The sequence below is a fragment of the Nonomuraea sp. NPDC003560 genome, assembly GCF_042878785.1.
Taxonomy (GTDB): domain Bacteria; phylum Actinomycetota; class Actinomycetes; order Streptosporangiales; family Streptosporangiaceae; genus Nonomuraea.
In genome coordinates this window covers 806,886-832,476 of record NZ_JBIAOF010000001.1, presented here as the reverse complement: position 1 = coordinate 832,476, position 25,591 = coordinate 806,886, and the positions used below count along the sequence as shown (strand labels likewise).

Genomic DNA, 25,591 nt, shown 5'->3' with positions numbered 1-25,591 from the left:
CGTGCGTCTGTCCGAGGCTGAGCTGGGCGACCTGCTCTCCACCTTCACCACCAGCGCGTTCCGATTCGAGCTGCGCGAGCGCTACAACAGCGCCGTGGGAGCCGAGCCGTTTCGCAAGTGGCAGGCCGGCGAGCTGGACGATTACGCGTGGCACCGGTCCTGGATGGACAAGATCAGCCGTGACGTCGCTGCCGGGAAATCCTGGCAGCGAGTCCGTATCGTCTCGGTCCCGCCGTCGGAGTACACCCGGTACGGCATCGACGTTGCCCGGCTCAGCGTGCAGGCCGGGGAAGATATCCGCTACCTGCGTCGCGACATCGCCGAGCAGATAGGGCTCCAGCCGTACGACGCGTGGCTGCTCGACGATGTCCGCCTGATCCGGCTGCACTTCAGCGATGTGGACGACACGTTCGCCGGTGCCGAGCTCGTCACCGATACCGAGGTCGTCTTGCGCCATCGGGAGTGGCGAGACCTGGCCTTGAGGCATGCGCAACCGCTGGACGCGTTCGTCGCACACCTTCCGTGAACCAGCCACTGCTTGGCCAGCAAGCCGTCCAGGCGCTCGGCATCCGCCTCCGCGACCTGAGGCGCGATGCCGGGCTGACCGGCCGTCAGCTCGCTGCCGCGTGCGACTGGGTGCCGTCGAAGGTGTCGAAGCTCGAACTGGGCAAACAAGTCCCCACCGAGGAGGACATTCGCGAGTGGTGTCTGGCGTGCCGATTCCCCAGTGAAATCGCCGACCTAATCGTGGCCGTACGCTCCATCGACGCGCAGTACATGGATTGGCGTCGCTCACTGAAGACGGGCACCAAGCGCCGCCAGCGCGCCAACATTGACGCCTACGAGAAGACCGTCCTCATTCGGGCCTGGGAGCCTATGGTGGTGCCTGGCCTGCTTCAGACCCCCGCCTACGCCCGCGGAATCCTCTCGACGGTCGTGGACTTTCATGGCATCCCCGATGACGTTGAGGATGGCGTACAGGCTCGCATGGAAGCACAACGGGCGTTCCATCACGCGCGCCGCCGATTCTTGTTCCTGCTGGGCGAGGCTGCCCTGCACACTGCTGTCGGCGATGCCGCTGTGATGACGGAACAGCTTCGTCGACTCCTAGAAACCTCCCGAGCTCCGCGGGTCAGCCTGGGAATCGTGCCACTGGCGGCGCCGTACACGGTGCCCAGGAACAACGCCTTCACTATCTACGACAACCGCATGGTCACGGTGGCCACGTACACCGCCGAGCTGACGATGCGACAACGCCATGAGGTGCTGATCTACGAGAAGGCGTTCGATCGGCTTCTGGCGTTGGCCGTGCACGGTGAACGCGCGCGAGAGCTGATCGAGCAAGCTATTCGTGATCAAGAAGAAACCTGAAGAAACTTCGTTGAGCCCGGCGCAGCGCTCTCCATAGCGTCCTGCCCATGGACAGTCACGGGTCCGACCTCCCCACACGAGCGCAAGCCCCCATGTCGGGCGCATGCGCTACCGCGAGCAGGCCGGCCGTCCCCGACACCGTGACCGGGTGTCGGCCGGCCGTCGAGATCGCCGGCTTCCGGGACGTCGAGCAGTGGCCAGACGGCTCCTGGACCGCCATTCATCGCGCCAGCGGCGAAGTCATCAAGGCGTCTACGTTTGAGCGTCTGGAGCGTATTGAGGCGCCGATCGTCCGCCTTGCTCACGGCTGGCGGTCTGGCGCATGAGCAGCCTCCCGGACTTCGGCGTGGGCCCTGTGATGGGCTTCGTGTTCTGCCTGGCGTGCGGGACCACCATCCAAAAGAACGCGTACGGCGTCTGGGAGAGCGCGAAGGGGTCTGCCTGTCCCGAGCGTGCAGCAGGTCACCTGGTCGAGCAAGTCGTTCAGGACCGGGAGGACCAGTGATCCCCCGGGACTTCCGCGACGAGTTCGCCGCCATCGCCCCAGAAGGCACCTACTCCTTCGAGATCGACGTCGAAGGCGGCTGGTGGCTCACCGAGGCTGGCCGGCGAGGCCACCAGACGAAGCCGTGGCGGCCCGCCGAGGACTGTGACGTGCTCGCCGCGGTGACTTTGCTCTACATGCTGAACAAGTTGGGGCCCGTGCCGATCACCGGCGATTATGCCAAGGCGGCGGCGAAGGCGCGTATCTCCGAGAGCGATTTACGCGTCGGGCTGATGCACAGGGCCTACGGCATGTATCTGCGGCACCTCAGACGCTGATCCCTTAGACCACCCCCGCTCTAGTACTGGAGGGGGCTAGACGGGGGTGCACACGCCGCCCTCGGAAGACGCTTCGCCGCACTCCAGACCTCGCGGACTTGGGGTTGCTACAGCGAAGGAAGCGCGTCTTCCGAGGGCGGCTAGGCAAACGGCATCTAGCGCCCGAAACGGCCACGGATCTCGCCCGACCGCCGGCAGCGCGCGCATGGCCGGTACCGCCACGGCAGCACCCACGAGCGGACCATGCCGCTGCCCCCACAGCGGGAGCACCGGGTGAGCGGGTTGCGGGTGACGGCGATGTAGAGCACGGCCACGACCGCCGCGGCGATCAGCAGAGCGGTGAACGGGTCCATGGTGACCCTCCCTCCTGTAGCGGCGATCCCGCTACACGTAGCGGCGCCGCTACAGGGCCCGCTACCGGCTGACATGGGGAAACGTGCGCTTGTAGCGGGTAGCGGCCACCCTGCCCGGGGCCGGGATACGGCCTGAACGGGCTCACCGGAGGACCGGCCGGCCGCTACCGCTACCGTTCGACTCGATGGCCCGCCGTTCCGCGGCCTGCTTCACCGCGGCCAGCTTGCAGCCCTTGAGCGGGTCCCCGGTGACCGAGTCCCGCACGTTCTCGCTCGCCACGCCGAGCTCACGCAGCTTGGCGCTGATGGACTCCTGCGTCTCGCTGGCGTAGCCCTCCGGCAGCTGCTCGCGCAGCCGCTCGGCCAGCAGCCGCCAGGTCAGCTTGTCCTCGCCGCCGTAGAACACCTGCTGCACGTCGTACAGCACGTCCCTGGCCTCACGAGCGACGTCCTCGCCGGCGGCCATCCCCGACAAGGTGCCCGCCTTCTCCCGCAGGGTGCGCGCGTAGGTGAGGATCTTTTCGGCGTCGCCGGCGTCGGCCAGATGGAAGCGGACGGTGGGTGTGTCGTCGGAGGCGCCGCGCAGCATGCCGACGCCCTTGTAGGTGGGCAGCAGGGTGGAGGTGTCGTAGCCCTCCGTGGACGACCCGGACCCGAGCACCATGTCCGACACCTGGTAGGAGCCGGTCCGTAGCCCGATGCGCACCTGGTGCTGGTCGCGGAACGCGGTGAACCGGGTGGCGATCTCGCCGGAGCCGACACCGCCCGGCTTCTGGGTGGCGTCCAGCACGATCACGCCGGCCGCGGGCGCGACCTTGACCAGGAAGACGAGTAGCCCGGAGATCTCCTTGTCCAGCTCCTTGTCGCCGGTGTCGAAGTACTCCTGGCACTCGTCGATCACGACCAGCCGGACCGGCATGCCGTAGCGCGGGTCGCGGGCGAGGTCGCGCGTCAGCTTCCCCTCCGGGCACACGTCCACGGGCAGCTCGGACAACCGCTGGTAGCGCCACTGCACCTCTGCCTTCAGGTCGCGCAGCGTCTCCACGAAGATCTCCAGCGGGTCGCCGTCGCGGGACATGGCGAACCCGAAGCTGAACCGGTCGGCCACGAGCGCGAACTTGCGCCAGTCCGGCGAGCCCTTGCCGTCGAACACGCACAGCTTCACGTACGGGTCCAGCGCCGCGTACAGGGCCAGCAGGCGGGCGGTGAAGCTCTTGCCCTGCCGCGGCTGGGCGCCGACCAGGATGGACACCCACATCATCAGCAGCGTCACGGCCTGGCCGCGCTCGTCGAGCCCGAGCGGCGCGGGCTGCCAGATGTCGGTCGGCTGGAGCTTCAGCAGCGGCGTGCGACCGGCGGGGATGGACAGCGGGTCCCGATCGGCCACCCACAGCTTGTGCCGCCGGTTGGAGGACGGGTCGCGGGTGAGGAACACCTGTGAGACGGCCACGTCGAGGCCGGACGCGAGGTCCTCCTTGGCTTTGATCACGTGGCCGAACCCCTTGCCGTACGGGAGGTCGATCAGGACGGCGCTGCCGTCGCCCTCGCGCCGCATCACTGACCCGAAGGTGACCTGCTGGTCCTTCTTGTCGGGGTGGCCGAGGCCGGCCGCGTAGTAGCCGCGCAGCACGATGTCCGGGGTCATCTTGCGAAACCGGGGAGCCACCACCGCGGCGTGCACGATCCGCTGGTCGGCCGGGTGGCCCACCTTGGCCAGCATCGGCAGCACCGCCGCCATGAAGCCAACTTGCACCCACCACGGGCTGATGCGCACCAGCACCAGCACCAGGAGGAGCAGGCAGGCGAGGCCGATGATGAACCAGGGCAGGCGGTGGCGGCGGTGCTTGTCGGCCACCTCGATGAACTTCAGCGCCGCCTCGGCGTCGGGGGTCACCTTGGCGCGGCTCATGGTGTCGCTGTCGAACGCCCACCTGCCCGCCGCTGCCAGAACCTTCCACAGGCCCGCGGGTGCCCACCATAGCGCCAGCGCCGCATACCAGGGGGTTCGCAGGCTGTGGTAGCCGAGCCGGTGGGCCAGACGGCCGAGGAAGCGTCTGGCGGCGGGCCGGCGGTTCCCGCGCCGGAGCGCGGCCGGGATGATCGGCCGCGCTTCGTGTTCCTCGGTGACGACGTCGGCATAGACCGGCTTGCCCGCGTCCGGGTCGGGTTCGGCGTCCAGCTCGACTTCGTAGTGGGTTTCGCGGGCCGCCTCCTGAGGGGCGTCGCTCACCGCGACACCTCCACAAGGCCACCGAGGTAGGACTGGAGCCGGCGGGCCCGGTCTGTACCTACTCCCATCCTTTCCTTGATCGTCCTGACGGGTGGCGGGGTGCCCATGGCCACGTCCGCGAGGAACTCTCGCAGCGCCATGGGGCCGAGCGGATCGACTGCCGCGACGGGCTGGTCCGGCTGTACCTGATCAGAGAACATGGGCTCGGTGACCACCGTTTCGCGGTCCGAATCTGTGGTCGGGTCGTAGCCGTTGACGTGCGGAGGTACATCCGCCAACGGGTCAGGTACACCGTCGTTCCCCAATTGGGGAACGGGGTCGTTTTCCACCTTGGTGGAACTGGTCGTGCGGGTCTCGGTGACCGTCTCGGTATCCACCGTTGGGCTCTGGCCGATGGTTCCAGGTACGGCCTCGACAGCTACGGCGGCGACGGTCTCGGTGGCCCGTACGGCGCTCACGAATGACGGCGACTCGCGCAGCAGCTCGTGCAGAGCAGCCAGCGCCATGAGGTCGATGACGATTGAGAAGAACACCGCGGGCTCGTGGACAGGTACGGCCGGGATGGGGTCGGGTACGGCGTGCCGCAGCATGTCGTAGATCCCGAGGAAGGACAGTCCGAGGCCGCCAAGCACGAGCGCGAAGGTGAGCGCCCGGCGGAACGGGCCGACTTTCTCCTTGCGCAGGGCGCGCAGCGCTACAGCGTGGGACTGCATCGCGGCCAGGGCGACGGGGGCGACGCCGTACAGGACGGCGAGTGGCTTGGGCAGGCTGGTGGCGGTCCAGGCGTGCCAGGTGTTCATGCTCATGGACACGAGCGCGGACAGCACCAGCACGCCGATCGCCCAGAAGCGGCCCGGCGGGTTGGCCTGGGGGACAGGAAGCGGGATGTCCTGAGGCAGCGGGGCGGGTTCGACGGGCCGGTGTTCCCGCCGAAAGAGGCGTGAGAGCCTTGTGATCACAGTCGATCTCCTGTGGTTCCAGGGGATGGGTTGAGGTCCCCGGCCGGCGGTAGGGTCGCCAGGCCGGGGACCGGTCTTCTACTTGCTGGCGCCGAGCGTGACGCCCGCCCGGTAGAGCGCCTGGGCGATGGACGACAGCTCACGCATGTCGATCGCCGCGAGGGTCTCCGACCAGTCCGCAGCGGCGGTGGGCGTGATGTCGTGGTGCCGCTGGCGGTCCCCGATCGGGTACACCATGCGGATCCACCCCTCGTTCTGCTCGGGATCAGGCTGCTCCAGCAGGATCGCGATCACCATCAGGTCAGTGAACGTGGCGACTGTGGCTGAGTGCCCGGTCTCGTTGTTGGACTTGTGGGGAACGGTGCACCAGGAGATGTGGCAGTTCACAGCTCGGTCACCTCGCTCAGCATCGAGGCGCCCTCGGTGAGGAGCTCGGCGAACTCGCGCAGCCCGCGCCGGTCGATCAAGCCGGGCCGCTCGAAGTAGCGGATGATGTGGGCGATGGAACCCGCGGTGAAGCCGGGCAGGTCGATGTAGGCGGTGGCGCCGTCGTCGCCGGTGAACATGACCCGCACCGCGGGCGGGGCGGAGTCGTCGGCCGGCGCGTACAGGTTGACCTCGACGACGAGGTTGGAGTCGTCGATGTGCTCGATGAGGTCCCGGTTGGCCTGGTGCGGCCAGCCGGGCTCAAGGTGGCGGCTGGTGCACCAGTCGTAGCGGGCGCACTTCGACGGCGGTATGTTGCTCGTCACGCTCTCTCCCCTGTGTGTGCAGGTGGATGTGGGCCAGGCCCTCGGCCGGTGTTGGAGCACCGGCCGAGGGCCGTTCTGCTATGTGGAGACCGCGCGGCGGCGGTCGGACAGTCGGGTGACGTTCTCGGGCAGGCACGTTGGCGGGTAGGCGTCGTAGCCGGCCTGGAGCAGAGCCTCGTCGAGCAGCACGGAGAGGCGGCTGGTCGCGGCCATGAGGGCGTTCGTCGCGTCGAGGAGGCCCTTCAAGGTCTCCACGGGCACCGGCGCGCCCATCAGGCGTTCGCCCCCGTCCCGGCGATGCCCTCGCGCTCGTCGAGGATGTCGAACAGCGTCGAAAGGAGACGGCGCTTCTCGCTGTCGGAGAACGGTGCCCCGTCCGCCTCCCTCGTCGTGGCGCGTGCGATCTCCACCCCGTCCATGTCGAGCTCGCTGGCGATCTGCCAGGCGGCGAGGTTGCCCCACCCGAAGGCGAGCAGCATCCGCTCGCGGTCGGGGTTCACGCCGCGGCGCCGGTCGAGGAGGTCCTGCACGGCCTGCCTCAGGTCGTCGTGCTCGTCGCCGGTCAGGTCTCGCGCGGTGAGGCGAGTGTCGGCGTCACTGGCGAGCATCTGCCCGAGCACCATGCCGGCCTTGACCGCGTCGGCCAGGTCGAGACCGGTGACCGCGTCCACGCCGAGCACCGCGCGCATCTCCTGCAGCGGGTCCGGCTTGGGCTCAACCGTCTCGGCCTCCTCGCCCCGGACGCCCTTGGACACCTGGCCGATGATCGCCTGGTTGTAGTCCAACGCCTCGTCGAGGGTGAGGGCGCTGGCGCTCCCGATGTGCACCCTGACGCCCTCGGCGAGGCTGTAGGTGAGGCCGACGCTGCCGCCGCGGCTGGCGTAGATGCTCTCGGCGTGGCAGACGTCGCCGCGGTGGCCGATGCACCAGGGCTTGCATCCGCGCCGAGCAGTGTGGGCGTCGCACTCGTACACGTCGCCGTGTCCGGGGACCTCTCCCACGACGCGCATGGGCTTGCCGGTGGCGCCGCACTCGACGCAGGCGCGGCCGGCGAGCTGGTCGGCCGTCAGCTCGTCGTGCGGGTTGGGCTGCGCCGTCTCGGCGTCGGCGCAGCCCTGGGTGCTCGTGGCCTCTTCGTTGAGGCGCATAGGGTTGTTCACTGGAACTCTTTCCGTGCATGGTTCGGGTTTCCAGGGCCCGTCCCGGTGTTGGCGCACCGGGCGGGCTTTCTTTCTTCTTGCTGCAGGGGGCAGGTGGTGGGCCCGGGGTGTCTCCCCGGGCCGGGCTGGCTAGTTCATCTGGCAGGTCTCGCGGATCCGCTTGATGGCGGCCTTCCGGTTCGTCCACCGGACCTCGTCCTCGCCCTTGTCGGTGTCCCAGTCGATGACGCTGCCGGCGACCCACACCTTGTCCGTGGCGGTGAGGACCAGGTCCCCGTAGGTGGCGACCCAGCCGCCGTGGTCCATGGGGGTGATCTCGAAGGTCTCGCCGTCGATGGTGATCCGGGTGGCGGTGCGGGTGGCGGTGGCGGTCATCCTGGTCTCCCTGGGGCGTTCGGTGCTGATGTGAAAACCGTACAGCATCTCTGCACAGGTGTCCAGAGCTTCTGGGTACCCAGTCTTTCGGGACGGCCACAAGCCCCGTACACTGGTCTCCATGACCGAGTCGAGCCGTCCCAGACCCGTAGCGGTCAGCGACATCGCCGCCCTCCTGGACGTCAGCGTCCACACCGTCCACCAGTGGCGGAAGCGCGCGGCGAGTGCCAAGCGAGTCGAACCCTTCCCTGACCCAGCGGGCACCGTGGCCGGTGCCGACTACTGGTGGGCCGACCAGGTCCTGGCATGGGCCAAACGAACGGGGCGCATCAAAGAAGAGCAGGAGTAGAGGCAGGCCAAGCGCCGCTCCCCCACGTGCCCCCTTAGGACCGCTCGCGTGCGCCTGCGGCACCTGCGCGGCCTGCGCCACGGGCCAGCAGCAGGTGTGCGAGCGGCAGACCCAGCCGGGCTTCACCCATTGGGGCTCCTTCGCCGAGTACGTCGCCGTCGATCACGCCGACGTCAACCTCGTCCCGATCCCCGAGGAGATGGCCTACGCCACCGCCGCCGGGCTCGGCTGCCGCTTCGCCACCGCCTTCCGGGCAGTCGTCCAGGTGGGCGAGGTGCGTCCGGGAGAGTGGGTGGCGGTGCACGGCTGCGGCGGGGTCGGGCTGTCGGCCGTGATGATCGCGGCGGCGTCCGGGGCGCGGGTGGTGGCCGTGGACATCAGCACCGACGCGCTGGAGCTGGCCGAGCTGGCCGGGGCCACGCACTTCGTCAACGGCTCGGCCGGCGACGCGGCGGCCCAGGTCAGGGAGCTGACCAGGGGCGGCGCGCACGTCTCGCTCGACGCGCTGGGCAGCCCCCGCACGTGCGCGGCCTCGGTCGAGAGCCTGCGCAGGCGGGGGCGGCACGTCCAGGTCGGGCTGCTGCCGGGCGGCGCGACGCCGGTGCCGATGGACCGCGTGATCGGCCACGAGCTGCGGCTGCTGGGCAGCCACGGCATGGCCGCGCACGCCTACCCGCCCATGCTGGAGCTGATCAGGGCCGGGATCCTGCACCCCGACCAGCTCGTCACCCGGACGATCGGCCTGGCCGACGCCGGCAAGGCGCTGGCCTCGATCGGCTCGGTCCCGGGCGTGACGATGATCCTGCCGCGGGCGGGCGCGTGAGGGCCGCGTACAGATGATCGATGGGGAGCTCACTCCTCCAGCTGCACGCCGAACGTCCTGAGCACCAGCGCCAGCATGGCGTAGTGCGCGACGAGCACGACCAGCTCGATCCTGCACACCTCGTCGTAGCGGTCGCACAGGGCCGCCCAGGTGGCGTCGGTGAGGTCGCCCGCGTAGTGGAGGTCGTCGGCCACCTGTAACACCAGGCGGTCCTCGACCGGCCAGAGGGCGTCGAGCTGGCGGACCGACTCGATCTCGACGTCGGTCAGGCCGACCTCGCGGGCGATGCGGGCGTGATGGGCCCATTCGTAGGCGCTGCCGCTGTGGAAGGCGGTGCGCAGGATGGCCAGCTCGCGGTCGCGGGCCGGCAGCGCGCCGTTGAGCAGCGCGCCGCCGAAGCGCAGCCAGCCCTGGTAGAGCGCGGGGTGCCGGCCCAGCGTCGTGAACACGTTCTGGGGGTTCGCCTGCTGAAAGTCGTCCCATTCCGCAGGAGGCAGGGGCTTCACTCGAGGCTTCATGACCATGAGCATTCCCCAAATGAGCGTCCACTTGTCCGGCGACGGCTTTACCGTCACTTAGGAGGACTTTCCACAGTGCGGGCTTTACGTCAGGATTGAGTGGCCCGCAGGACGTTGCAAGCCTGGTCGACCGCAAGGACCCCATGGTGATTCGAACGTTGCTCGCTGAGGACATGAACCTGGTACGAGGGGCGCTCGTGGCGCTGCTGGCCTACGAGGAGGACATCGAGGTCGTCGCCGAAGTCGAGCGGGGCGACCGCATCCTGGCCGCCGCCCAGTCGTGCCGTCCGGACGTGGCGGTGCTGGACATCGCCCTGCCCGGCATGGACGGGCTCGCCGCGGCCGGCGAGCTGCACGAGAAGCTGCCCGGCTGCGGCGTGCTGATCCTGACCGGCGTCGGCACCCCCGGGCTGCTGAAGCAGGCGCTGGAGGTGCACGTCCGGGGGTTCATGGCCAAGGACGCGCCGCCGGAGCGGCTGGCCGACGCCATCCGCCGGGTCGCCGACGGCGAGCGGGTCATCGACTCGGAGCTGGCCATCGCGGCCATGCGCCCCGAGGAGCCGCCGCTCACCCCCCGCGAGCTGGACGTGATCGGCGCGGCGGCCGACGGCGCCTCCATCGGGGAGATCGCCGCGTCGCTGTTCCTGGCCGAGGGAACGGTCCGCAACTACCTGTGCCGGACGACGTCCAAGCTGGGCGCGCGCAGCCGCATCGACGCCATCCGCATCGCCCGCGAGTCCGGCTGGATCTGACCTCCCTCCGCCGTCCCGGCCCGCCGCCGCCCGCCCCCGCCCGGTCAGGGACGGGTGTGGGCGGCCAGGAAGGCCAGGACGTCGGCGGCGAGCGCGATGGACCGGCTGACGGCGCGGGCGCCGTGGCCGACGTCGCGCTCGTGGCGCAGCAGGACAGGACGGGAACCGGCCCCCCTGGTCCCCTGGGCCCACTGCATGGCCGCGCACATCTTGCGGGCGTGCATCGGGTCCACCCGGGTGTCGGCGGCCGAGACCGTGAACAGCGTCGCCGGGTAGCCGGCGTCCGGCCGGACGTGGTGGTAGGGCGAGTAGGCCATCAGCCAGGCCAGGTGGTCGGGGTCGGCGGGGTCGCCGTACTCGCCGGTCCAGGACGGGCCGAGGCCGCTGAGGTGGTAGCGGGCCATGTCCAGCAGCCCGGCCGAGCAGACGGCGGCGGCGAACAGGTCGGGGCGCTGGGTGAGGGCCGCGCCGACGAGCAGGCCGCCGTTCGACTCGCCCCAGATGCCGAGTTGCTCCGGGGTCGTCCAGCCGTCGGCGACCAGTTTCTCGGCCGCGGCGACGAAGTCGTCGAAGACGTTCTGCTTGCGTTCCAGCATGCCGTCGCGGTGCCAGGACTCGCCCTCCTCGCCGCCGCCGCGCAGGTTGGCGATGGCCAGCACGCCGCCCGACTCCACCCAGGCCAGCGAGTCGGCCGCGTAGCCGGGCATGAGGGGGATGCCGAAGCCGCCGTACCCGTTGAGTATCGCCGGGCGGGGGCCCGAGCCGGAGGACAGCGCGACCACGACCATGCGCACGGGGGTGCCGTCGGCCGAGGTGTACTCGACGTGGTGGCTCCGCACGTCGGGCAGCGCGACCCGGCCGGGCGGGGCGGCCCACAGGGTGGCGGCGCCGGTGCGGGCGTCGTAGCGCCAGATCTCGGCGGGCGTGACGGCGTCGGTGTAGGTGAACCAGGCCTCGTGGCCGCCCTCGGGCCGGGAGCTGAGCGAGGCGATCGAGCCGCTGCCGGGCAGGGGCACCTCGCCCAGCCGCTCCCCCGTCCTGGCGTCGTGCACGGCGATCTCGCCGATCGCGTGGCGGGTCCTGGAGACCAGCAGGCGGTCGCCGTCCAGCAGGGTGAACGCGCCGAGCACCGCCCGTGGGTCCTCGGGGACCAGCTCGCGCCACACCTCGGGCTCGGCCGGGTCGGCCACGCACAGCCGGCGCCGGGGGGCGTTGCGGTCGGTGAGCAGGTACAGGCGGCCGTCGGAGGCCACCGCGCCCGCCGTGCGCACGTGCGTCCCCTCCTGGACGACCCGCAGCTCCGGCCGGGCCGGGTCGCCGCCGGACAGGTCCGCCAGCCAGAGCGAGTTGCCGGCCGTGCCGCCCGCGGAGATCGTCAGCCAGCGGCCGTCAGCGCTGAGCTGCACGCCGTACGAGACCGGCCCGCCGGTCAGGACGGGCACGTCGTCGGGGACGCCGAGCCGGTGCAGGTGCACGCCCTCGTGGAAGCGCACGTAGTAGAAGCCCTCGCCGCCGGGCAGCCAGGCGACCGGCGAGTAGCGGCAGCCGCCGATGGGGCCGTCCACGAGCTTGCCGGTGTCGACCTCCTCGACGTACAGGTCGGCCTTCTCGTCGCCGCTGCGCGAGATCTGGTAGGCGACCAGGCGGCCCTGCGGGTCGGGCTGCCAGTCGTCCAGGGTGGTCAGGCCGGTGGGGTCGCGGTCGGCCGGGTTCAGGAAGGGCCGGTCGTCGCAGTACAGGACCGGGTGCTCCTGGCAGCCGGTCTGCCGCAGGTGGAAGCGCCGGCCGCCGCGCCACACGGGCGGGGTGACCAGGCCGGTGACGCTCAGCTCGGTGAGCCTGGCCAGGAAGCGCTCGCGGTCCGGCAGGCGCGCGGCGGCCTCCCGCCACAGCCGGTCCTGCGCGGCCAGCCATTCCCCGGTCCGCGGGTCGAGGGGGTCCTCCAGCCAGCGGTACGGGTCAGGGACGTCGCGCCCGTGGAGGCGGTCGGTGACCGGTTGACGTTCGGCGGGCGGGTACTCGTCTGCAAATGTCATGACACGGGCTCCGGTTGCCAGTGGCCGGCCAGGTCGGCGTACAGGGGCGAGACCCGGATCAGCTCGTCGTGCGTGCCGATCGTGATCCGGGGTCCGTCCATGAGCAGGACGCGGCGGGCGCGCAGCGCGGAGGTGAGGCGGTGCGCGACCACGATGAGCGTGCCGCCCCTGGCCGCGAAGGCGTTCTCGGCCAGGGCTTCGGCGGCGGGGTCCAGGTGACAGGTGGCCTCGTCCAGGATGACCAGCGGGGCATCGGTCAGGTGGGCGCGGACGAGGGCGAGGAGCTGGCGCTGCCCGGCCGACAGCGCCGCCGGGTCCAGCGTGGCGTCGTACCCGCCCAGGCTCTCGACCAGGTCCGTGGCGCCCAGGGCGGCCACGGCCTCGTCCAGGCGGCCGGACCCGGGCGCGAGGTAGGCGAGGTTGTCGCGCAGCGTGCCGCGGAAGACGTATGCCTCCTGGGGGATGAGCACGCGGGCGGCGGGGTCGGCGCGGTCGGCGGGCACGCCGCCGACCAGCACCTCCCCCTCGCCGGGCCGCAGGATGCCGCTGAGCAGGGCGGCGAGCGTCGACTTGCCCGCGCCGCTCGGGCCGACGACGGCCAGGTGGTCGCCCTCGGGGACGGTGAGGTCCAGGCGGTCCAGGACCGGCGCCGAGTGCGGGCCGTAGGCGAAGGTGACCGACCGCAGCGTGACGTCGCCCCCGGACGGACGGACCTTGGGCGGCGACGGCGGCCGGGGCGGCGCGGCGGCGGCGATGCGGCGCAGCGTGGCCACCAGCCGCACGCCGCTCACCCCGAGCCCCTGGACGAGCCCGCCGAGCGCGGGGGCCAGCGACTGGGTGACGTAGGCCAGCGCGCCGACGATCACGCCGGGCCGGGCGCCGCCGTCGAGCAGCCAGGGCGTGCCGGCCAGCAGCAGGACGACGGGCAGCCAGCCGCCGACGGCCAGCGCGGCGGTGCGCACCGCGGTCACCCTGGCCAGGGCGCGGGCGGCGTCGCGCTGCGCGCCGACCTGGCGGGCCAGCCGCTCGTCCTCGCGGTCCTGCAGGCCGCACGCCTCGATGTCGCGCAGCCCGGCGGCCGTCGCGGTCATCGACCGGGCCAGCTCCTCGTCGGCCAGCAGGAACGCGCGCTGCCGCCGGGCCAGCGCGGGCAGCGAGGCCAGGAAGAACGCCAGCCCGGCCGCGAACGGCGGCAGCACCAGCACGAGCGTGCCCGGCGCCAGCGTCAGCAACCCCAGCACCACGCTGACCAGCGTGAACGCGAACCCCCTGACCGTGGTGACGACGGCGGCGAAGGCGTCCCTGGCCAGCTCGACCTGGAGCCCGGCCCGCGCGGTGGCCGCGCTGTCGGGCCGCTCGTCGAGCGGGCGGCGCAGCGCTCCCTGCACCACCCGCGTCAGGAGGTCGTCGCGGAACGGCTCGGCCACGGCGGCCACGGCCAGCACCACCTGGCGGGCGCCGACGGCCGAGACCAGCCACGCCAGCCCGAGCGCCGCCAGCCAGGCCAGCCCGGTCAGCGGCCGGGCGCGGGCGAAGCCGTCCTCGATGGCGCGGGCGACGGCGTGCCCGACCAGGAAGGCGGGCGCGGCCTCCAGCACCGACCAGAGCAGGATGGCGACCAGCCGCCGCGGGTCGCGCACGAGCGCCCGCCGGAACCCGGCCGCCGCGCCGGGGACCGCGGGGACGCCGGGGGCCGAGACGCCGGGGGCCGCGGGGACGCCAGGGTCGGGGGTCATGGGCGGGCCTCCTGGAAGACGGCCCGGTAGGCGGGGTCGCGCCACAGCACGTCGTGCGGGCCGGCGGCGCGCACCCGGCCCTCCTCCAGCCAGACGACCTGGTCGGCGCGGGCGGCGGTGGCCAGGCGGTGGGCGGTGATCAGGCGGGTGCGGCCCCTGGGGTCGCCGGTGAGCGCCCGGCTGACCTCGCGTTCGGTGACGGTGTCCAGGCTGGAGGTGGCGTCGTCCAGCACCAGCAGCCGATCCCCTCGCGCGAACGCCCTGGCCAGTCCGAGCCGCTGCCGCTCGCCGCCGGACATGGGCGTCTCGGCCAGCGGCGTGTCGTAACCGGCGGGCAGCCGGCGGACGAATCCGTCGGCGCGCGCCGCCAGGGCGGCCTCCCGTCCCGCCGGGGAGCCGGGGACGGCCCCGATCACCTCGCCGACGGTGTCGCCGACCAGCACCGGCCGCTCGAAGGCGTAGCCGATGGCCGAGCGCAGGCCGTCGCGGGTCAGCTCCCGCAGCGGGACGCCGTCGAGCAGCACGTCCCCGCGTTCGGGGTCGGCCAGGCGGCCGGCGAGCGCGGCCAGCAGGGACTTGCCGGAGCCCGACCGTCCCACCACGGCGGTGACCGTGCCGCCGGGGATCGTCAGGTCGCCCACGGTGAGCCCGTCGGCGGCGACGTCGCGGAACTCGACCGTGCCGGGGCCGGGCGGCAGCGCGCGCGAGCCGTGGCGGACCGGGGGCAGGGTGAGGACGTCGGCGACGCGGGCGGCGGCGGCCCGCGCCCTGGCCAGGCCGCCGACGTAACCGAGCGAGGTGCTGAGCGCGGCGCCGAGGGCGGCGTAGCGGGCGGCGGCGTACAGGTCGCCGACGGTGAGCCGCCCGGCGGCCAGCATGAGCCCCCCGGCGGCCAGCACGGCGACCTCCAGCAGCGGGATCATCAGCCCCGACCGGACCCCGGCGGAGGCGTTCGCGCGCCACAGGGCCATGCCGTGCGCGCGCAGCCGGGGCAGGGGCGCGAGCACCCGGCGGGCCTCCTGGTCGGCGGTCCCGGCGGCGGCGATGGTGCGGGCGCCGTCTAGGGCGTCCACGAGGCGGGCCGCGATCTCGCCCTGGACCTCCTGGTAGCCGCCGGAGATGACGGTCGTGACGCGCAGGAAGGCCCGCAGGACGAACACGATGACGACGATGCCCGCCGCGAGGGTGACGGTCAGCAGCGGATGGATGAGGGTGAGCGCGACCAGGGCGCCGACGGTCGGCACCAGCAGCGCCAGGGCGCCGGTGACCGTCTCGGGGGCCCGTCCGGCCTCCTCGGCGTTCAGCCCGGCCCGGGTGACGAGGTCGCCCTCGGGGAAGCGGCGGGTGGCGGCCCGGCCGACGCCGAGCACGTGCCGCAGCAGGCCGAGCCTGAGCCGGGCGGCCGCGTACGCGCTGCTCGCCCCTCTGGCCCAGCCGCCGAGGCTCTCGCAGAGCACCACCACGGCGACCACGCCCGCGCACAGCGCCAGGGCGGTGGCGGCCGCCGGCGAGCGGGCGAGGAGCAGGTCGAGCGTGCGGCCGACGAGGAACGGGACGGCCAGCTCACCGGCCGCGCCGGCGACGGCGGTGACCGCCAGCACGGCGGGCCACGGGCCGCAGCGCCGTACGGCGTCCGTCACCAGGCGGTCTCCCGGTCCCACCTGCCGACCTCCTTCGGACTCGGGAGGTCCCCGCGCCACCACGAAACGGCGCGGGGACCCTGTCAGCTATCAGTGGCAGAGAGCGACACTGAGGTTGCTCGGGTGACCCGAGTGACACGTGAGAGCAGTGAGCGAGCTGCCGCCGCTGGCCACGTCGCTGGCCGCGGGAGCCTCCAGACCCTGCAGGTCGAGAAGAACCATGTTCTACACCTCCTTCCGCGGTTGATCATGCGCAGGCCGCTCTGGTGCGGCCTCCAGGAACGGCAGGCGTGCCGGCTGGTCTCCCAGCACCGCCCCGAGGGCGAACAGCACGCCGGCCGTACCGGTCGCGAAATCCATGGACAGGCGCAACAGCCCGTCGCCGGGGAAGGCCAGGCCGCCGCCGTACGGCATGGCGTGCCAGCTCAACCCCTTGATCAGCTCGCGGGCCACCGGATCTCCGGCGAGTGCCGCGATGATGCCCGCGCGGCCGGTGAACAGCCCCGGCTGGACGAAGAACCCGGCGCGGGCGACCAGCTTGAGCCGGTCCAGCTCGGCGGCGAGCTCGTCGTCGTCGCGGTGCGCCAGAAAGCGTGCGAGCACCATGGCGATGCCCACGGAGCCCTCGTCCAGGTAGGGCAGCATCCGCCAGCCCTGGTTCACCTGGAGGGAGCCGTCCTCCGAGGCCCGGCAGCGCCGCAGGTCCTGCCTGAGCGCGATCTCGGCCAGGTCGAGCAGCGCCCGGTCGCCGGTGTGCTCATAGGCGTGCAGGAAGAGCAGGGCGGAGCCGGACGAGCCGTACATGAGGCCGGCTCTGGGGTGGTCGCCGCCGCTGATCTCGGGCACGTCCTCGGGGCCGCCGAGGCGGTCGGCGCAGATGTCCACCGCGCGCATGGCGTGCCTGGTCAGGTCGGGCTCGGTCCGGCCGAGGCGCAGGAGGTTCAGCCCGATGCCGGGCAGGCCGGAGAACAGGGCCGTCTCCAGGCGGTCCCACTGCTCGCGCAGGGCGATGTCGACGACGTCGAGCGCGTCCTGGCGGTGTCCGAGCCGGTCGAGGACGTGGGCGATGCCGTGCAGGCCGTCGTACAGGCCGATGCCGGAGCCGGCGGCCGGGCGCAGGGCGCGCTCGCGCAGCCAGGTCTCGTACTCGGGGAAGGGCCCGAGGCCGGTGGCCGACAGGGCGAGCAGCACGCCGGCCGCGCCGGTCGCCACGTTGAGGCCGCCGCCGGGCTTGAACTGGGCGACGTCGCCGGGGAAGAGGCGGTCGTCGCGCTCGGGGGTCGCGCCGGCCCGGATGGCCCGGCACATCGCCTCCCGCAGCTCGGCCCAGGTGGCCGTCCCCGGCGTCGGCACGGGGGTCTCCACGGCCTGGTCACCCGCGATGGTCGCGGCGGCGGTGTCCATGAAGGCACCGGGGACGGGGAAGGTCTCCTTGACGATCCGCGCGAGCTGGACGATCTTCGGCCGGTGGATCGGCAGCATGATCGTGCACTGCGGGGCGAACAGGGCGAAGCGCAGGCAGGCCAGCGCGTACCGGTCGACCTCGACGCCGTGGCGGTCGCGCGGGGCGGCGAAGGCGGGATGGGCCAGCGCGGCCCTGGCCCGGTCCGCGGCGAGGGTGGCGACCTCGTAGTCGATGAGCACGACCCGGCCGTCCTGGGTGAGCAGGATGTTGTCGGGGTGCAGGTCGCCGAAGACGACGCCGCGTCCGTGCAGCGACTCGACGGCCTCCTCGACGCTCTCCAGGGTCGTGGTGGCCCAGGCGGTGTAGTCGGCGAGGTCCTGCTCGTCGCAGGTGGCGCTGGTCAGCGGGAAGCGGCGCACCAGCCGCCGCTGGAGCGGGGTGCCGTCCACGAACTCCTGGACGAGGAAGTGGTGGCCGCCGATGGTGAAGTAGTCGCGCAGCTCGGGGGCGGCGGGCAGGCCGGCCAGGCGGCGCAGCATGTCGCGCTCGTGTTCGAGCCTGGCGACCGCGTCCCGGCCGGCCACGTCGAGGCCGGCGTGCGGCCTGCCCTCCTTGAGCACCACCCGTTCGTCGGTGCGGGTGTCGCGGGCCAGGTAGACGCCGCCGCCGTTGGAGAAGTGCAGCACGCTCTCGATCCGGTACGGCAGCCCCTCCATGGTCACCGCGTTGCGCGCGGCCAGGTGGGGTTCGAGGAACTCCGGCAGCGTCGTCCAGGGCGGCACCGAGAACGTCGCGCCGCGCACGTCGGGGATCAGCTTGCCGTCGCCGTCCTCGACGGCCAGCACCCGCTCCCCGGACGGGGACAGGCAGTGCCGCTCGGCGAACCCGCCGTACCGGACGAACATCGGCCCGTCGCCGTAGCGCAGGTCGCTCAGGATGTACGGCCCCTCGACGCCGCGCAGCAGCTCGTCGAGCTCCTTGAGCACGAGTTCGAGCTGCCCCTCGTCCCGGGGGTAGATGGTGACCAGCTTGCCGCTGGAGGCCCGGGAGGCGGCCTTGGAGTTGACCATGACCAGCACCGCCGGGCCGCGCAGGAACTTGAAGGCGACCCCGCGGGGCACGCAGTAGTCCCACACGGTGTCGACGACCTTCTCGGCGTCCTCGACCCGGGCCGACACGTGGATCTTCCAGCCCTGGGTCGGCAGGGGCGCCTCACCGGTGGGCATGTAGTACGCCCAGGTGTCGCTGAGGTCGTGGGCCCAGCCGTCGGGAACGGGCCGGCGCAGCTGGGCGAAGTCGACGTCCGCCGCCGTGCTGTGGTCGGGAGTGTCGTAGAAACACTGGTCCACAAGGCAGTAGAGCTCGTACTTGTCCATTTGGCGCGGCCCTCCGAGGCGGTGTGCTTAGAGCCTGCCGCACCCGCGCCGGGTCGGACTAGTAACACGCAACATAAGCCATATATGGCTACGAAATGTGCTTTGATGCGTTTTTCACAAATGGTAATTATATGCGCGGGGCATAAACACTGAACGAGAACTCCCCGCTGCGCGACGTGGACGCCTCCAGCCAGCCGCCCACCGCCGAGACGCGTTCGGCCAGGTTGAGCAGGCCCTGACCGGCGTCTCCCGGCCGGCGCGGCGGGCGCACGCCGTCGTTCCTGATGGACAGGCGGACCACATTGTCGCGTTCCATGAGCTGGATCCAGCACTGCCCGGCCTCGGCGTGCCGCAGCACGTTCGTCACCCCCTCGCGCAGCGCGTGCGTGAGGGCCTCCTCCACGTCGGGGTGCAGGTCACGGCAGGCCACCCTGATCTGGCAGCGCACCCGCGCCGACTCCAGCAGCGCCCGCGCCGAGCCCAGCTCGGCCGCCAGCGAGGAGCTGCGCAGACGGCCGTGCGCGACGGCCCGGACGTCGGCCGACAGGTCCCGCAGCAGTTCGAGCGTCTCGCCCACCTCCTGCCGGGCCTTCTCGTCGCCCTCGGCCACCAGCCGCTGGATGAGCTGCGCCTTCAGCGTCAGGACGGTCAGCCGGTGCCCGACCAGGTCGTGCAGGTCGCGGGTGAAGCGGTGGCGCTCCAGCGTCACGGCCTGGCGCATGACGTCGGTACGGGCCCCGGACAGCCGGCGCACCCGGGCCAGCAGGCTCAGCAGCGCGAACTCCACGACGCCGATCAAGGGGGTGACCAGCGCCCACACCGGCTCGACCTGCCACGAGCCCGGCGCGGCCAGCAGCACCGGCCCGCACGACAGCGCCAGCGCCACCAGCACGAGCGACCTGATCCGGGACGCGACCACGAGCAGCGCGCCGGCCAGCAGCCCGCACACCGGCGTCCAGGCCGGCCCGAGCACCCCGAGCGGCACGTACGTCAGCCACGCCTGGACGGCCACCAGCCACCACGAGCCGGCCCGCCGCACGGGCTCCTCCAGGACGAACCTGCCGTGCAGCGTGAGCAGGACGGCCAGCGCCACCGACCCCTCGACCACCAGCCCCGACCCGGCCAGCCCGGCCTGCACCGGGATCACCAGCCCGACGCCACCGGCCACCAGGCCGAGCCCGCCCGCCCAGCCGGGCGACGTCAGGACGTGCGCCTTGGAACGTAATCGAGGCGCCGGGCCACGGTGTGTGGCGTCCACCTCACCCCCGGTGTGCGGTTGACGTGACGGGACAGTACGCGTGGCGAGTGCGCTCACCGCTCCCTCGTTCCTCTAATCGACCTGACACGGCCACCTTGTGTAAAGACCGAGGCCGCTTCCGGACACGCTGACTTCCCACCCCACAAGGGGTTAGGCAGTTCATATCAGTCATAGGGTGTCGGTATGGATTACATGCGACTTGGCACCACGGGTATGAAAGTTTCTCGCATCTGTTTGGGGATGATGAGCTACGGCGATCCGGCGCGCCAGGAATGGGCATTGCCGGAGGAACAGGCCGAGCCGATCATCCGGCGGGCCGCCGACGCGGGCGTGACCTTCTTCGACACCGCCGACATCTACAGCCGCGGCCAGAGCGAGGTCGTCACCGGCGCCGTGCTGCGCCGGATCTTCCCCCGCCGCGAGGACTACGTGCTGGCCACCAAGGTCTACTTCCCGATGGGCAGGGGCGCCAACGACGGCGGACTGTCGCGCAAGCACATCCTCGCGGCCGTCGACGCCTCGCTCGCCCGGCTCGGCACCGACTACGTGGACCTGTACCAGATCCACCGGTGGGACGACGAGACGCCCATCGAGGAGACCATGGAGGCGCTGCACGAGGTGGTCAGGTCGGGGCGGGCCCGCTACATCGGCGCGTCCACGATGTGGGCCTGGCAGTTCGCCAAGGCCCAGCACGTCGCCGAGGCCAACGGCTGGACGCGGTTCGTCTCGATGCAGAACCACTACAACCTGCTCTACCGCGAGGAGGAGCGGGAGATGCTGCCCCTCTGCGCCGACCAGGGCGTGGGCGTGATCCCGTGGAGCCCGCTCGCGCGCGGCGTGCTGGCCAGGGCGGGCGCGGCCGGCCCGGCGGCCTCCGCGACCGCCAGGACCGGCTCCGACGCGCGCATCGACTTCCTGTACGACCCCGACAACGACCGGCGCATCCTCGACCGGGTCGCCCAGCTCGCCGCCGAGCGGGAGCTGCCGGCGGCCCAGATCGCCCTGGCCTGGCTGCTGCACCGGCCGGGCGTCACCGCGCCGATCGTCGGGGCCACCAAGGACGGGCACGTGGACGACGCCGTGGCGGCCGTCGGGGTGGAGCTGTCGGACAAGGAGCTGGCGTTCCTGGCCGAGCCGTACCGGCCGCGGGAGGTCAAGTTCTGAGCACCGGGATTGTCGGTCGGAGATCCTAAGGTAGGGGCATGCGGGCTAATGAGGAGGCGGCGGCGGCGCTGCAGGAATACGCGGAGCTGTTCGCGCTGAGCGGCGGCGACGCCTTCCGGGTGCGGAGCTACCAGAAGGCGGCCAAGGCGATCGCCGGGTTCCCCGAGGACATCTCGGAGGTCGACGTGCGCGGCGTCCCCGGCGTCGGGGAGGCCATCGCCAAGAAGATGGAGGAGTTCCTCCAGCGCGGCAGCTTCCGGCAGCTCGACGACCTGCGGGGCCGCGTGCCCGAGGGCGTGCGGCGGCTCACCCGGGTGCCCACGCTCGGCCCCAAGACGGCCATCATGCTGTTCGAGGACTACGGCATCGACTCCACGGTGGCGCTGGGCGAGGCCATCACCTCCGGCCGGCTCGACGGCGTCAAGGGCCTCGGCCCCAAGACGCTGGCCAACCTGCTCAAGGGCATCGAGCAGCTTGAGCAGGCGGGCCGCCGGGTGCACATCGGCGTCGCCATGGCGCTGGCCGAGCAGGTCATCGGCTCGCTCAAGACCGAGCGGGTCGCGTACGCGGGGTCGCTGCGGCGGATGAAGGACACGATCGGCGACATCGACATCCTGGCGGTGGCGCCCGAGTCGATCATGGCCGACTTCCGCGCGCAGCCCTACGTCGCCGACGTGATCGCCGCGGGCGAGAAGAAGACCTCGATCCGCACGACCTCCGGCGTCCAGGTCGACCTGCGCCTGATCCCGGCCGGGTCGTGGGGCGCGGCGATGCAGTACTTCACCGGCTCCAAGGAGCACAACGTGGCCATCCGGGAGATGGCGGTGAAGAAGGGCTGGAAGCTGTCCGAGTACGGGCTGTTCGAGGGCGAGCGGGTGATCGCCGCTGAGTCCGAGGAGGACATCTACGAGGCGCTCGGCATGCAGTTCGTGCCGCCGCCCATGCGGGAGGACGGCGGCGAGGTCAAGGCGGCGCTGCGCGGCGAGCTGCCGGTGCCGGTGGAGCTGGCCGACCTCAAGGGCGACCTGCACACCCACACCGACCTCACCGACGGCATCGCCTCCCTGGAGGACATGGTGGCCGCCGGAGCCGCGCGCGGCTACTCCTACTACGCGGTCACCGACCACGCGCCCGACCTGGCCATGCAGCGCATGACCCTGGACAAGGCGCTGGAGCAGCGCGGGCGGGTGGCGGAGCTGCAGAAGAAGTATCCGCGCATGCGCATCCTGCACGGGTCGGAGCTCAACATCGCGCCCGACGGGTCGGTCGACTGGCCGGGCGAGGTGCTGCGCGAGTTCGACGTGTGCGTGGCCTCCGTCCACTCGCACTTCGGCATGTCGCGGGAGGAGATGACCCGCCGGTTCATCACCGCCTGCGAGAACCCGTATGTGGACATCATCGGCCATCCGACCACCCGGAAGATCGGCAAGCGGCCGCCGGTCGACGCCGACTGGGACGCCGTCTTCCGGGCGGCCGCCCGTACGGGCACCGCGATGGAGATCGACTCCTACCCCGACCGCTCCGACCTGCCGGCCGACCTGGTGCGGCTGGCCAAGCACCACGGGGTGAAGTTCTCCATCGACAGCGACTCGCACGCGATCCCCCACCTGGCCCACCAGCGGTTCGGGGTCGGAATCGCCCAGCGGGCCTGGCTGACGGGCGACGACGTCATCAACACCTGGCCCCTCGACCGCCTCCTGGCCTTCCTGGGCCGCTGACCCACCGCCCATCCCACATCGGGGTGGGGTCGGGCGCGGGCCCGGATCAGGGTTCGAGGGTCGGGCACGGTCCGCGTCGGCGTGCTGAGCAGGCGTTGTGTGCGGCCCGCGTTGTGTGCGGCCCGCGTTGTGTGGGGTCGGCGGGGCCGATGTCGGTGTGCGCCCCCGTCTCGGGGCGCCGGTCGGGTGCGGCCCGCACCCAGCGCGGGCCGCACCCGAGCCTCGACGGGGGCATCCGCCGCAGATGGTCGCGGCCCTGCTCCAGGAGCGGGCGTCCACCAGAATTCTGCTCTCAAATTCGGACTTAACACCACAAATCAGCACATTTGCCGCAACCTTGGAGCGGCGCCGCTCCAGGGAGTGCGGGCCGGCGCACACCCGGCACGCGGCCGAGCGGCACGCGCCAAACCCTCCGACGGACGGCACGCGTACGGCTCCGCCGCGCGGGCGGCGCACCCAGGCCCTTCTGGCGCCCGCGCGGACCGCATGCACATGGACCCCTCGGGCAGCGCGCGCACGGCCCCCTTTCGGACGGCGTACGCGGGCCCCCTCCCGAGTCGTACACAGGCCCCTCCCATGGACGGCCTGCACACGGGCCCCACCCACGAACGGCATGCATGCACATGGGCCGCACCCGCAGGCGGTGCGTGCACGGCTCCGCCCGCGGACGGCGTGTGCAGCCCCTCCCCTGGCTGGCCGCCGTACCTGGATGGCTTCATTCGGCCAGGCGCGCCCGGACGACGCCGTCACTCGCCGACTCGGCCGCCGTCCGGGGCTCCGGGCCGCAGGACCGGCAGCCCGGCCCGCAGCCGGTCCAGGAACGCGCCGACGTTCAGGCAGCGGTCCTCCGCGTCGACGACCTCGGGCACGAACGCCTCGACGATGCCGTCCCCGACGGCGAAGTCGGCGTCGTCGTCATCGTCGTCGTAATTGTTCACCCAGCGCCCGCCGGGGGCGTACACGTCCATGGCGTGGTCGTAGTCGATCACCCAAGGGGTGTCGACGACCCCGGTCCGCAAAGAGCCGTGGTTGTACCAGCCGTAGACCAGGTGGGTGAAGGCGCCGTCGTGGATGTAGATCTCCGCTTCGCCGCCCTCCAGGGTCTGGGCCTCGGTGTGACCGCCGACGTACAGGCCGGGCCGGTCCTCATAGAGCGCGATCGGGCCGTTGACCTTCAGGTCGCCGGTGACCACGATCAACTCGGCGCCGCCGCGCAGTTCGTTGATGGCGTCCAGGAAATCCCCGTCGAGGGTGAGGTCGCCGTCGAAGAACAGCACCTCGTCGTAGCCGGGCGACGCTCCCGCACCCTCGAACACGGCGGACAACGCGCCGCCCAGACGGGCATCGGCATCGGCATAGGACAGGGATGCGGCGATGGCGGATATCGGCATGGGGAAGATCGTAAGTCCGTGTACTGACAATCCGGCGTGCGGCGTGTGCGGGGTTCCTCAGGAAGCGTGCGCGTGGCCCCGCCGACAGATGGCGCGCGCACGGTCGTCTCGGCAGATGACGCGCGCAGGAGTCCTCCTGCGGCCGGTGCGCCAGGAAGCCAGGCCGGCAGCCTGCGCGGCACCCGTCCGGCGGAAGGGGACGGGGTCCGGCTGGTGGCGGGACAGCGCCCGGCCGTTGGCGGGTGTGCGCGTAGATCCTTCTGCTTCGCTAGCTTGGACGGCGATGGAGGACAACCAGCCCCCGCGCCCCGCAGTCCCGGACCCGGCCTCTGCGCCCAAGCCCGCGGACTCCGCCGCCGGGCCACCCCGCGATCCGGCCGCCCCTCCCGCCGCCGCGCCTGATTCCAGCAAGGGTCTCGCCGCCGCCGCTGATTTCAGCACAGGTCCCGCCGCCGGCGGTTCCAGCGACGATCCCGCCGCCGGGGTGCCGGGCGGTTCTGCCGGGGCGTCCGCGCCTCGCCTCAGGACGGGGCGCCGGGGGCGGCGGGTGTGGAAGGTCGTCGTCGCCGCGCTGGCCGGGCTGGTGGTCGCCGCCGTCGGCGGGGTCGCCCTGGCGTACCCGTCGCTCGCCGCCACCACCTGCCCCGGCTGCTACGGCCTGACTGAGCTGAGCCCGGGTGTGCACGTCGAGGACGGCCTGACCCCCGCCCAGCGTGAGCGCGTCGGCGAGGTGGCCGACCAGGCCGCCCGCCGGGTCACCGCCTTCTACGGCGGCCGCCGCAGCTCCCCCGGCCTCCTGGTCTGCCTGACCGAGGCGTGCTACCGGCGCATCGGCGGCGGCCAGGAGCGCGGCGTCGCGGTGCTCAACCGGTCGGTCATGCTCTCGCCGCGCGGCCTCGACCCGGTGATCGCCTCCCACGAGATGTCCCATGTCGAGCTGCACGCCAGGCTCGCCTCCTCCGCCGAGGTGCCGCAGTGGTTCGACGAGGGGCTGGCGGTGGTGGTCTCGGGCGACCCGCGCTACCTGGCCCCGGAGTCCGCGCCGGACCGCTGCCTGGTGGCGCCGTCCGGGCCGCTGCCGGTGACGCTGGAGGAGTGGCTGCGCACGGCGAGCGCCGACCCCGCCACGTACGCCAGGTCGGCCTGCCAGGTGAGCCGCTGGCTGGGCGAGAACGGCGGCCGTGCCGGGCTGCTCGGCCTGGTGACCAGGCTCAACGCCGGCGAGACCTTCTCCGCCCTCGTCCGGACGCACTGACGAACCACCTCGTAAGGCGCGGTTGCCGCACCCGTGCCGCTGGGTAGGTCTTCGTACGGCTGGAACGGTCCCAGGATCGGGACAGCATTCGGCAAGCACGCGCACGCGGAGACAGCGCGAGGAGATTAAATGGTTTCCAGGTAGGAAA

The 25,591-nt window shown here is 72.0% G+C and carries 25 protein-coding genes; 9 read left to right on the top strand and 16 right to left on the bottom strand.

All coding sequences use genetic code 11. The annotated features are described in order from the left end of the window. The first annotated feature begins 1 nt into the window (after position 1). The 3 genes from ACFYUV_RS03905 to ACFYUV_RS03895 all read left to right on the top strand — a co-directional run bounded on the left by ACFYUV_RS03905 (position 2) and on the right by ACFYUV_RS03895 (position 2,193). Positions 2-526 carry a DUF6879 family protein gene (locus tag ACFYUV_RS03905; RefSeq protein ID WP_387664543.1) on the top strand — a complete coding sequence of 175 codons (525 nt, stop codon included), beginning with the start codon at positions 2-4 and terminating at the stop codon, positions 524-526. Next, positions 523-1,371 (top strand): helix-turn-helix domain-containing protein, encoded by an 849-nt coding sequence (locus ACFYUV_RS03900; RefSeq protein WP_387664541.1) that lies wholly within the window; start codon positions 523-525, stop codon positions 1,369-1,371. Before ACFYUV_RS03905 ends, ACFYUV_RS03900 begins: the two co-directional genes overlap by 4 nt. 501 nt (positions 1,372-1,872) lie before the next feature. Further along, positions 1,873-2,193, top strand: a complete 321-nt coding sequence (locus ACFYUV_RS03895) for a hypothetical protein (protein WP_387664538.1) — start codon at positions 1,873-1,875, stop codon at positions 2,191-2,193. 155 nt (positions 2,194-2,348) lie between these two features. On the opposite strand, the gene ACFYUV_RS03890 is transcribed toward ACFYUV_RS03895, so the two are convergent. The 8 genes from ACFYUV_RS03890 to ACFYUV_RS03855 all read right to left on the bottom strand — a co-directional run bounded on the left by ACFYUV_RS03890 (position 2,349) and on the right by ACFYUV_RS03855 (position 8,022). Next, positions 2,349-2,546 (bottom strand): hypothetical protein, encoded by a 198-nt coding sequence (locus ACFYUV_RS03890; RefSeq protein WP_387664536.1) that lies wholly within the window; start codon positions 2,544-2,546, stop codon positions 2,349-2,351. 142 nt (positions 2,547-2,688) lie between these two features. Then, complete coding sequence (locus ACFYUV_RS03885) at positions 2,689-4,776, bottom strand: hypothetical protein (RefSeq protein WP_387664533.1); 2,088 nt, start codon at positions 4,774-4,776, stop codon at positions 2,689-2,691. Then, on the bottom strand, positions 4,773-5,735 hold the full coding sequence (locus ACFYUV_RS03880; protein WP_387664530.1) for a hypothetical protein: 963 nt from the start codon (positions 5,733-5,735) through the stop codon (positions 4,773-4,775). The genes ACFYUV_RS03885 and ACFYUV_RS03880 overlap by 4 nt, the downstream gene beginning before the upstream one ends. Before the next feature lie 78 nt (positions 5,736-5,813). Continuing rightward, positions 5,814-6,122, bottom strand: coding sequence for a hypothetical protein (locus ACFYUV_RS03875; RefSeq protein WP_387664527.1), 309 nt, complete (start codon positions 6,120-6,122; stop codon positions 5,814-5,816). Then, positions 6,119-6,487 carry a hypothetical protein gene (locus ACFYUV_RS03870; protein ID WP_387664525.1) on the bottom strand — a complete coding sequence of 123 codons (369 nt, stop codon included), beginning with the start codon at positions 6,485-6,487 and terminating at the stop codon, positions 6,119-6,121. Before ACFYUV_RS03870 ends, ACFYUV_RS03875 begins: the two co-directional genes overlap by 4 nt. Before the next feature lie 78 nt (positions 6,488-6,565). Then, on the bottom strand, positions 6,566-6,760 hold the full coding sequence (locus ACFYUV_RS03865) for a hypothetical protein (protein WP_387664523.1): 195 nt from the start codon (positions 6,758-6,760) through the stop codon (positions 6,566-6,568). Next, on the bottom strand, positions 6,760-7,647 hold the full coding sequence (locus ACFYUV_RS03860; protein WP_387664521.1) for a hypothetical protein: 888 nt from the start codon (positions 7,645-7,647) through the stop codon (positions 6,760-6,762). Before ACFYUV_RS03860 ends, ACFYUV_RS03865 begins: the two co-directional genes overlap by 1 nt. Positions 7,648-7,776: 129 nt before the next feature. Next, complete coding sequence (locus ACFYUV_RS03855; RefSeq protein WP_387664518.1) at positions 7,777-8,022, bottom strand: hypothetical protein; 246 nt, start codon at positions 8,020-8,022, stop codon at positions 7,777-7,779. Positions 8,023-8,143: 121 nt separating this feature from the next. Here ACFYUV_RS03855 and ACFYUV_RS03850 point away from each other — a divergent pair, with 121 nt between their 5' ends. Beyond that, positions 8,144-8,371, top strand: a complete 228-nt coding sequence (locus tag ACFYUV_RS03850; RefSeq protein ID WP_387665332.1) for a helix-turn-helix domain-containing protein — start codon at positions 8,144-8,146, stop codon at positions 8,369-8,371. After that, on the top strand, positions 8,295-9,194 hold the full coding sequence (locus ACFYUV_RS03845) for a zinc-binding dehydrogenase (RefSeq protein WP_387664515.1): 900 nt from the start codon (positions 8,295-8,297) through the stop codon (positions 9,192-9,194). Before ACFYUV_RS03850 ends, ACFYUV_RS03845 begins: the two co-directional genes overlap by 77 nt. 29 nt (positions 9,195-9,223) lie before the next feature. Here ACFYUV_RS03845 and ACFYUV_RS03840 read toward each other — a convergent pair whose 3' ends face one another. Continuing rightward, a complete protein-coding gene (locus tag ACFYUV_RS03840; RefSeq protein WP_387664513.1) occupies positions 9,224-9,712 on the bottom strand; it encodes a carboxymuconolactone decarboxylase family protein in 489 nt (162 codons plus the stop codon). A 143-nt stretch (positions 9,713-9,855) separates the two neighbouring features. Between ACFYUV_RS03840 and ACFYUV_RS03835 the strand changes: the two genes are divergently transcribed. Then, the gene (locus tag ACFYUV_RS03835; RefSeq protein WP_387664510.1) at positions 9,856-10,464 is read left to right on the top strand and encodes a response regulator; all 609 of its coding nucleotides are present in this window, start codon (positions 9,856-9,858) and stop codon (positions 10,462-10,464) included. A gap of 44 nt (positions 10,465-10,508) precedes the next feature. Here the strand turns inward: ACFYUV_RS03835 and ACFYUV_RS03830 are convergent, their stop codons facing one another. The 6 genes from ACFYUV_RS03830 to ACFYUV_RS03805 all read right to left on the bottom strand — a co-directional run bounded on the left by ACFYUV_RS03830 (position 10,509) and on the right by ACFYUV_RS03805 (position 19,915). Next, positions 10,509-12,500, bottom strand: a complete 1,992-nt coding sequence (locus ACFYUV_RS03830; RefSeq protein ID WP_387664508.1) for a prolyl oligopeptidase family protein — start codon at positions 12,498-12,500, stop codon at positions 10,509-10,511. Next, a complete protein-coding gene (locus ACFYUV_RS03825) occupies positions 12,497-14,236 on the bottom strand; it encodes an ATP-binding cassette domain-containing protein (protein WP_387664506.1) in 1,740 nt (579 codons plus the stop codon). Before ACFYUV_RS03825 ends, ACFYUV_RS03830 begins: the two co-directional genes overlap by 4 nt. Next, positions 14,233-15,897: an ABC transporter ATP-binding protein gene (locus ACFYUV_RS03820; protein WP_387664504.1), complete on the bottom strand. Its 1,665-nt coding sequence runs from the start codon at positions 15,895-15,897 to the stop codon at positions 14,233-14,235. Before ACFYUV_RS03820 ends, ACFYUV_RS03825 begins: the two co-directional genes overlap by 4 nt. A gap of 69 nt (positions 15,898-15,966) precedes the next feature. Beyond that, entirely contained in the window at positions 15,967-16,098 is a 132-nt protein-coding gene (locus tag ACFYUV_RS03815) for a SapB/AmfS family lanthipeptide (protein WP_352327332.1), read from the bottom strand. A 3-nt stretch (positions 16,099-16,101) separates the two neighbouring features. After that, on the bottom strand, positions 16,102-18,657 hold the full coding sequence (lanKC, locus tag ACFYUV_RS03810) for a class III lanthionine synthetase LanKC (protein ID WP_387664501.1): 2,556 nt from the start codon (positions 18,655-18,657) through the stop codon (positions 16,102-16,104). A 127-nt stretch (positions 18,658-18,784) separates the two neighbouring features. Then, the gene (locus ACFYUV_RS03805) at positions 18,785-19,915 is read right to left on the bottom strand and encodes a sensor histidine kinase (RefSeq protein ID WP_387664498.1); all 1,131 of its coding nucleotides are present in this window, start codon (positions 19,913-19,915) and stop codon (positions 18,785-18,787) included. A 183-nt stretch (positions 19,916-20,098) separates the two neighbouring features. On the opposite strand from ACFYUV_RS03805, the gene ACFYUV_RS03800 reads away from it, so the two are divergent. Then, a complete protein-coding gene (locus tag ACFYUV_RS03800) occupies positions 20,099-21,079 on the top strand; it encodes an aldo/keto reductase (RefSeq protein ID WP_387664495.1) in 981 nt (326 codons plus the stop codon). 38 nt (positions 21,080-21,117) lie between these two features. Further along, complete coding sequence (gene polX / locus ACFYUV_RS03795; protein ID WP_387664492.1) at positions 21,118-22,797, top strand: DNA polymerase/3'-5' exonuclease PolX; 1,680 nt, start codon at positions 21,118-21,120, stop codon at positions 22,795-22,797. Between the two features lie 746 nt (positions 22,798-23,543). Here polX and ACFYUV_RS03790 read toward each other — a convergent pair. Continuing rightward, positions 23,544-24,188 carry a hypothetical protein gene (locus tag ACFYUV_RS03790; RefSeq protein ID WP_387664489.1) on the bottom strand — a complete coding sequence of 215 codons (645 nt, stop codon included), beginning with the start codon at positions 24,186-24,188 and terminating at the stop codon, positions 23,544-23,546. Between the two features lie 547 nt (positions 24,189-24,735). On the opposite strand from ACFYUV_RS03790, the gene ACFYUV_RS03785 reads away from it, so the two are divergent. Further along, positions 24,736-25,443, top strand: coding sequence for a hypothetical protein (locus ACFYUV_RS03785; protein ID WP_387664486.1), 708 nt, complete (start codon positions 24,736-24,738; stop codon positions 25,441-25,443). Positions 25,444-25,591 lie beyond the last annotated feature (148 nt).

Excerpts from the sequence above, each read along its gene's own strand:
- ACFYUV_RS03890 (WP_387664536.1), bottom strand. The coding sequence starts at position 2,546 with ATGGACCCGTTCACCGCTCTGCTGATCGCCGCGGCGGTCGTGGCCGTG.
- ACFYUV_RS03865 (WP_387664523.1), bottom strand. The coding sequence starts at position 6,760 with ATGGGCGCGCCGGTGCCCGTGGAGACCTTGAAGGGCCTCCTCGACGCG.
- ACFYUV_RS03855 (WP_387664518.1), bottom strand. The coding sequence starts at position 8,022 with ATGACCGCCACCGCCACCCGCACCGCCACCCGGATCACCATCGACGGC.
- ACFYUV_RS03850 (WP_387665332.1), top strand. The coding sequence starts at position 8,144 with ATGACCGAGTCGAGCCGTCCCAGACCCGTAGCGGTCAGCGACATCGCC.
- ACFYUV_RS03840 (WP_387664513.1), bottom strand. The coding sequence starts at position 9,712 with ATGAAGCCTCGAGTGAAGCCCCTGCCTCCTGCGGAATGGGACGACTTT.
- ACFYUV_RS03835 (WP_387664510.1), top strand. The coding sequence starts at position 9,856 with ATGGTGATTCGAACGTTGCTCGCTGAGGACATGAACCTGGTACGAGGG.
- ACFYUV_RS03830 (WP_387664508.1), bottom strand. The coding sequence starts at position 12,500 with ATGACATTTGCAGACGAGTACCCGCCCGCCGAACGTCAACCGGTCACC.
- ACFYUV_RS03825 (WP_387664506.1), bottom strand. The coding sequence starts at position 14,236 with ATGACCCCCGACCCTGGCGTCCCCGCGGCCCCCGGCGTCTCGGCCCCC.
- ACFYUV_RS03815 (WP_352327332.1), bottom strand. The coding sequence starts at position 16,098 with ATGGTTCTTCTCGACCTGCAGGGTCTGGAGGCTCCCGCGGCCAGCGAC.
- lanKC (WP_387664501.1), bottom strand. The coding sequence starts at position 18,657 with ATGGACAAGTACGAGCTCTACTGCCTTGTGGACCAGTGTTTCTACGAC.
- ACFYUV_RS03800 (WP_387664495.1), top strand. The coding sequence starts at position 20,099 with ATGGATTACATGCGACTTGGCACCACGGGTATGAAAGTTTCTCGCATC.
- polX (WP_387664492.1), top strand. The coding sequence starts at position 21,118 with ATGCGGGCTAATGAGGAGGCGGCGGCGGCGCTGCAGGAATACGCGGAG.
- ACFYUV_RS03790 (WP_387664489.1), bottom strand. The coding sequence starts at position 24,188 with ATGCCGATATCCGCCATCGCCGCATCCCTGTCCTATGCCGATGCCGAT.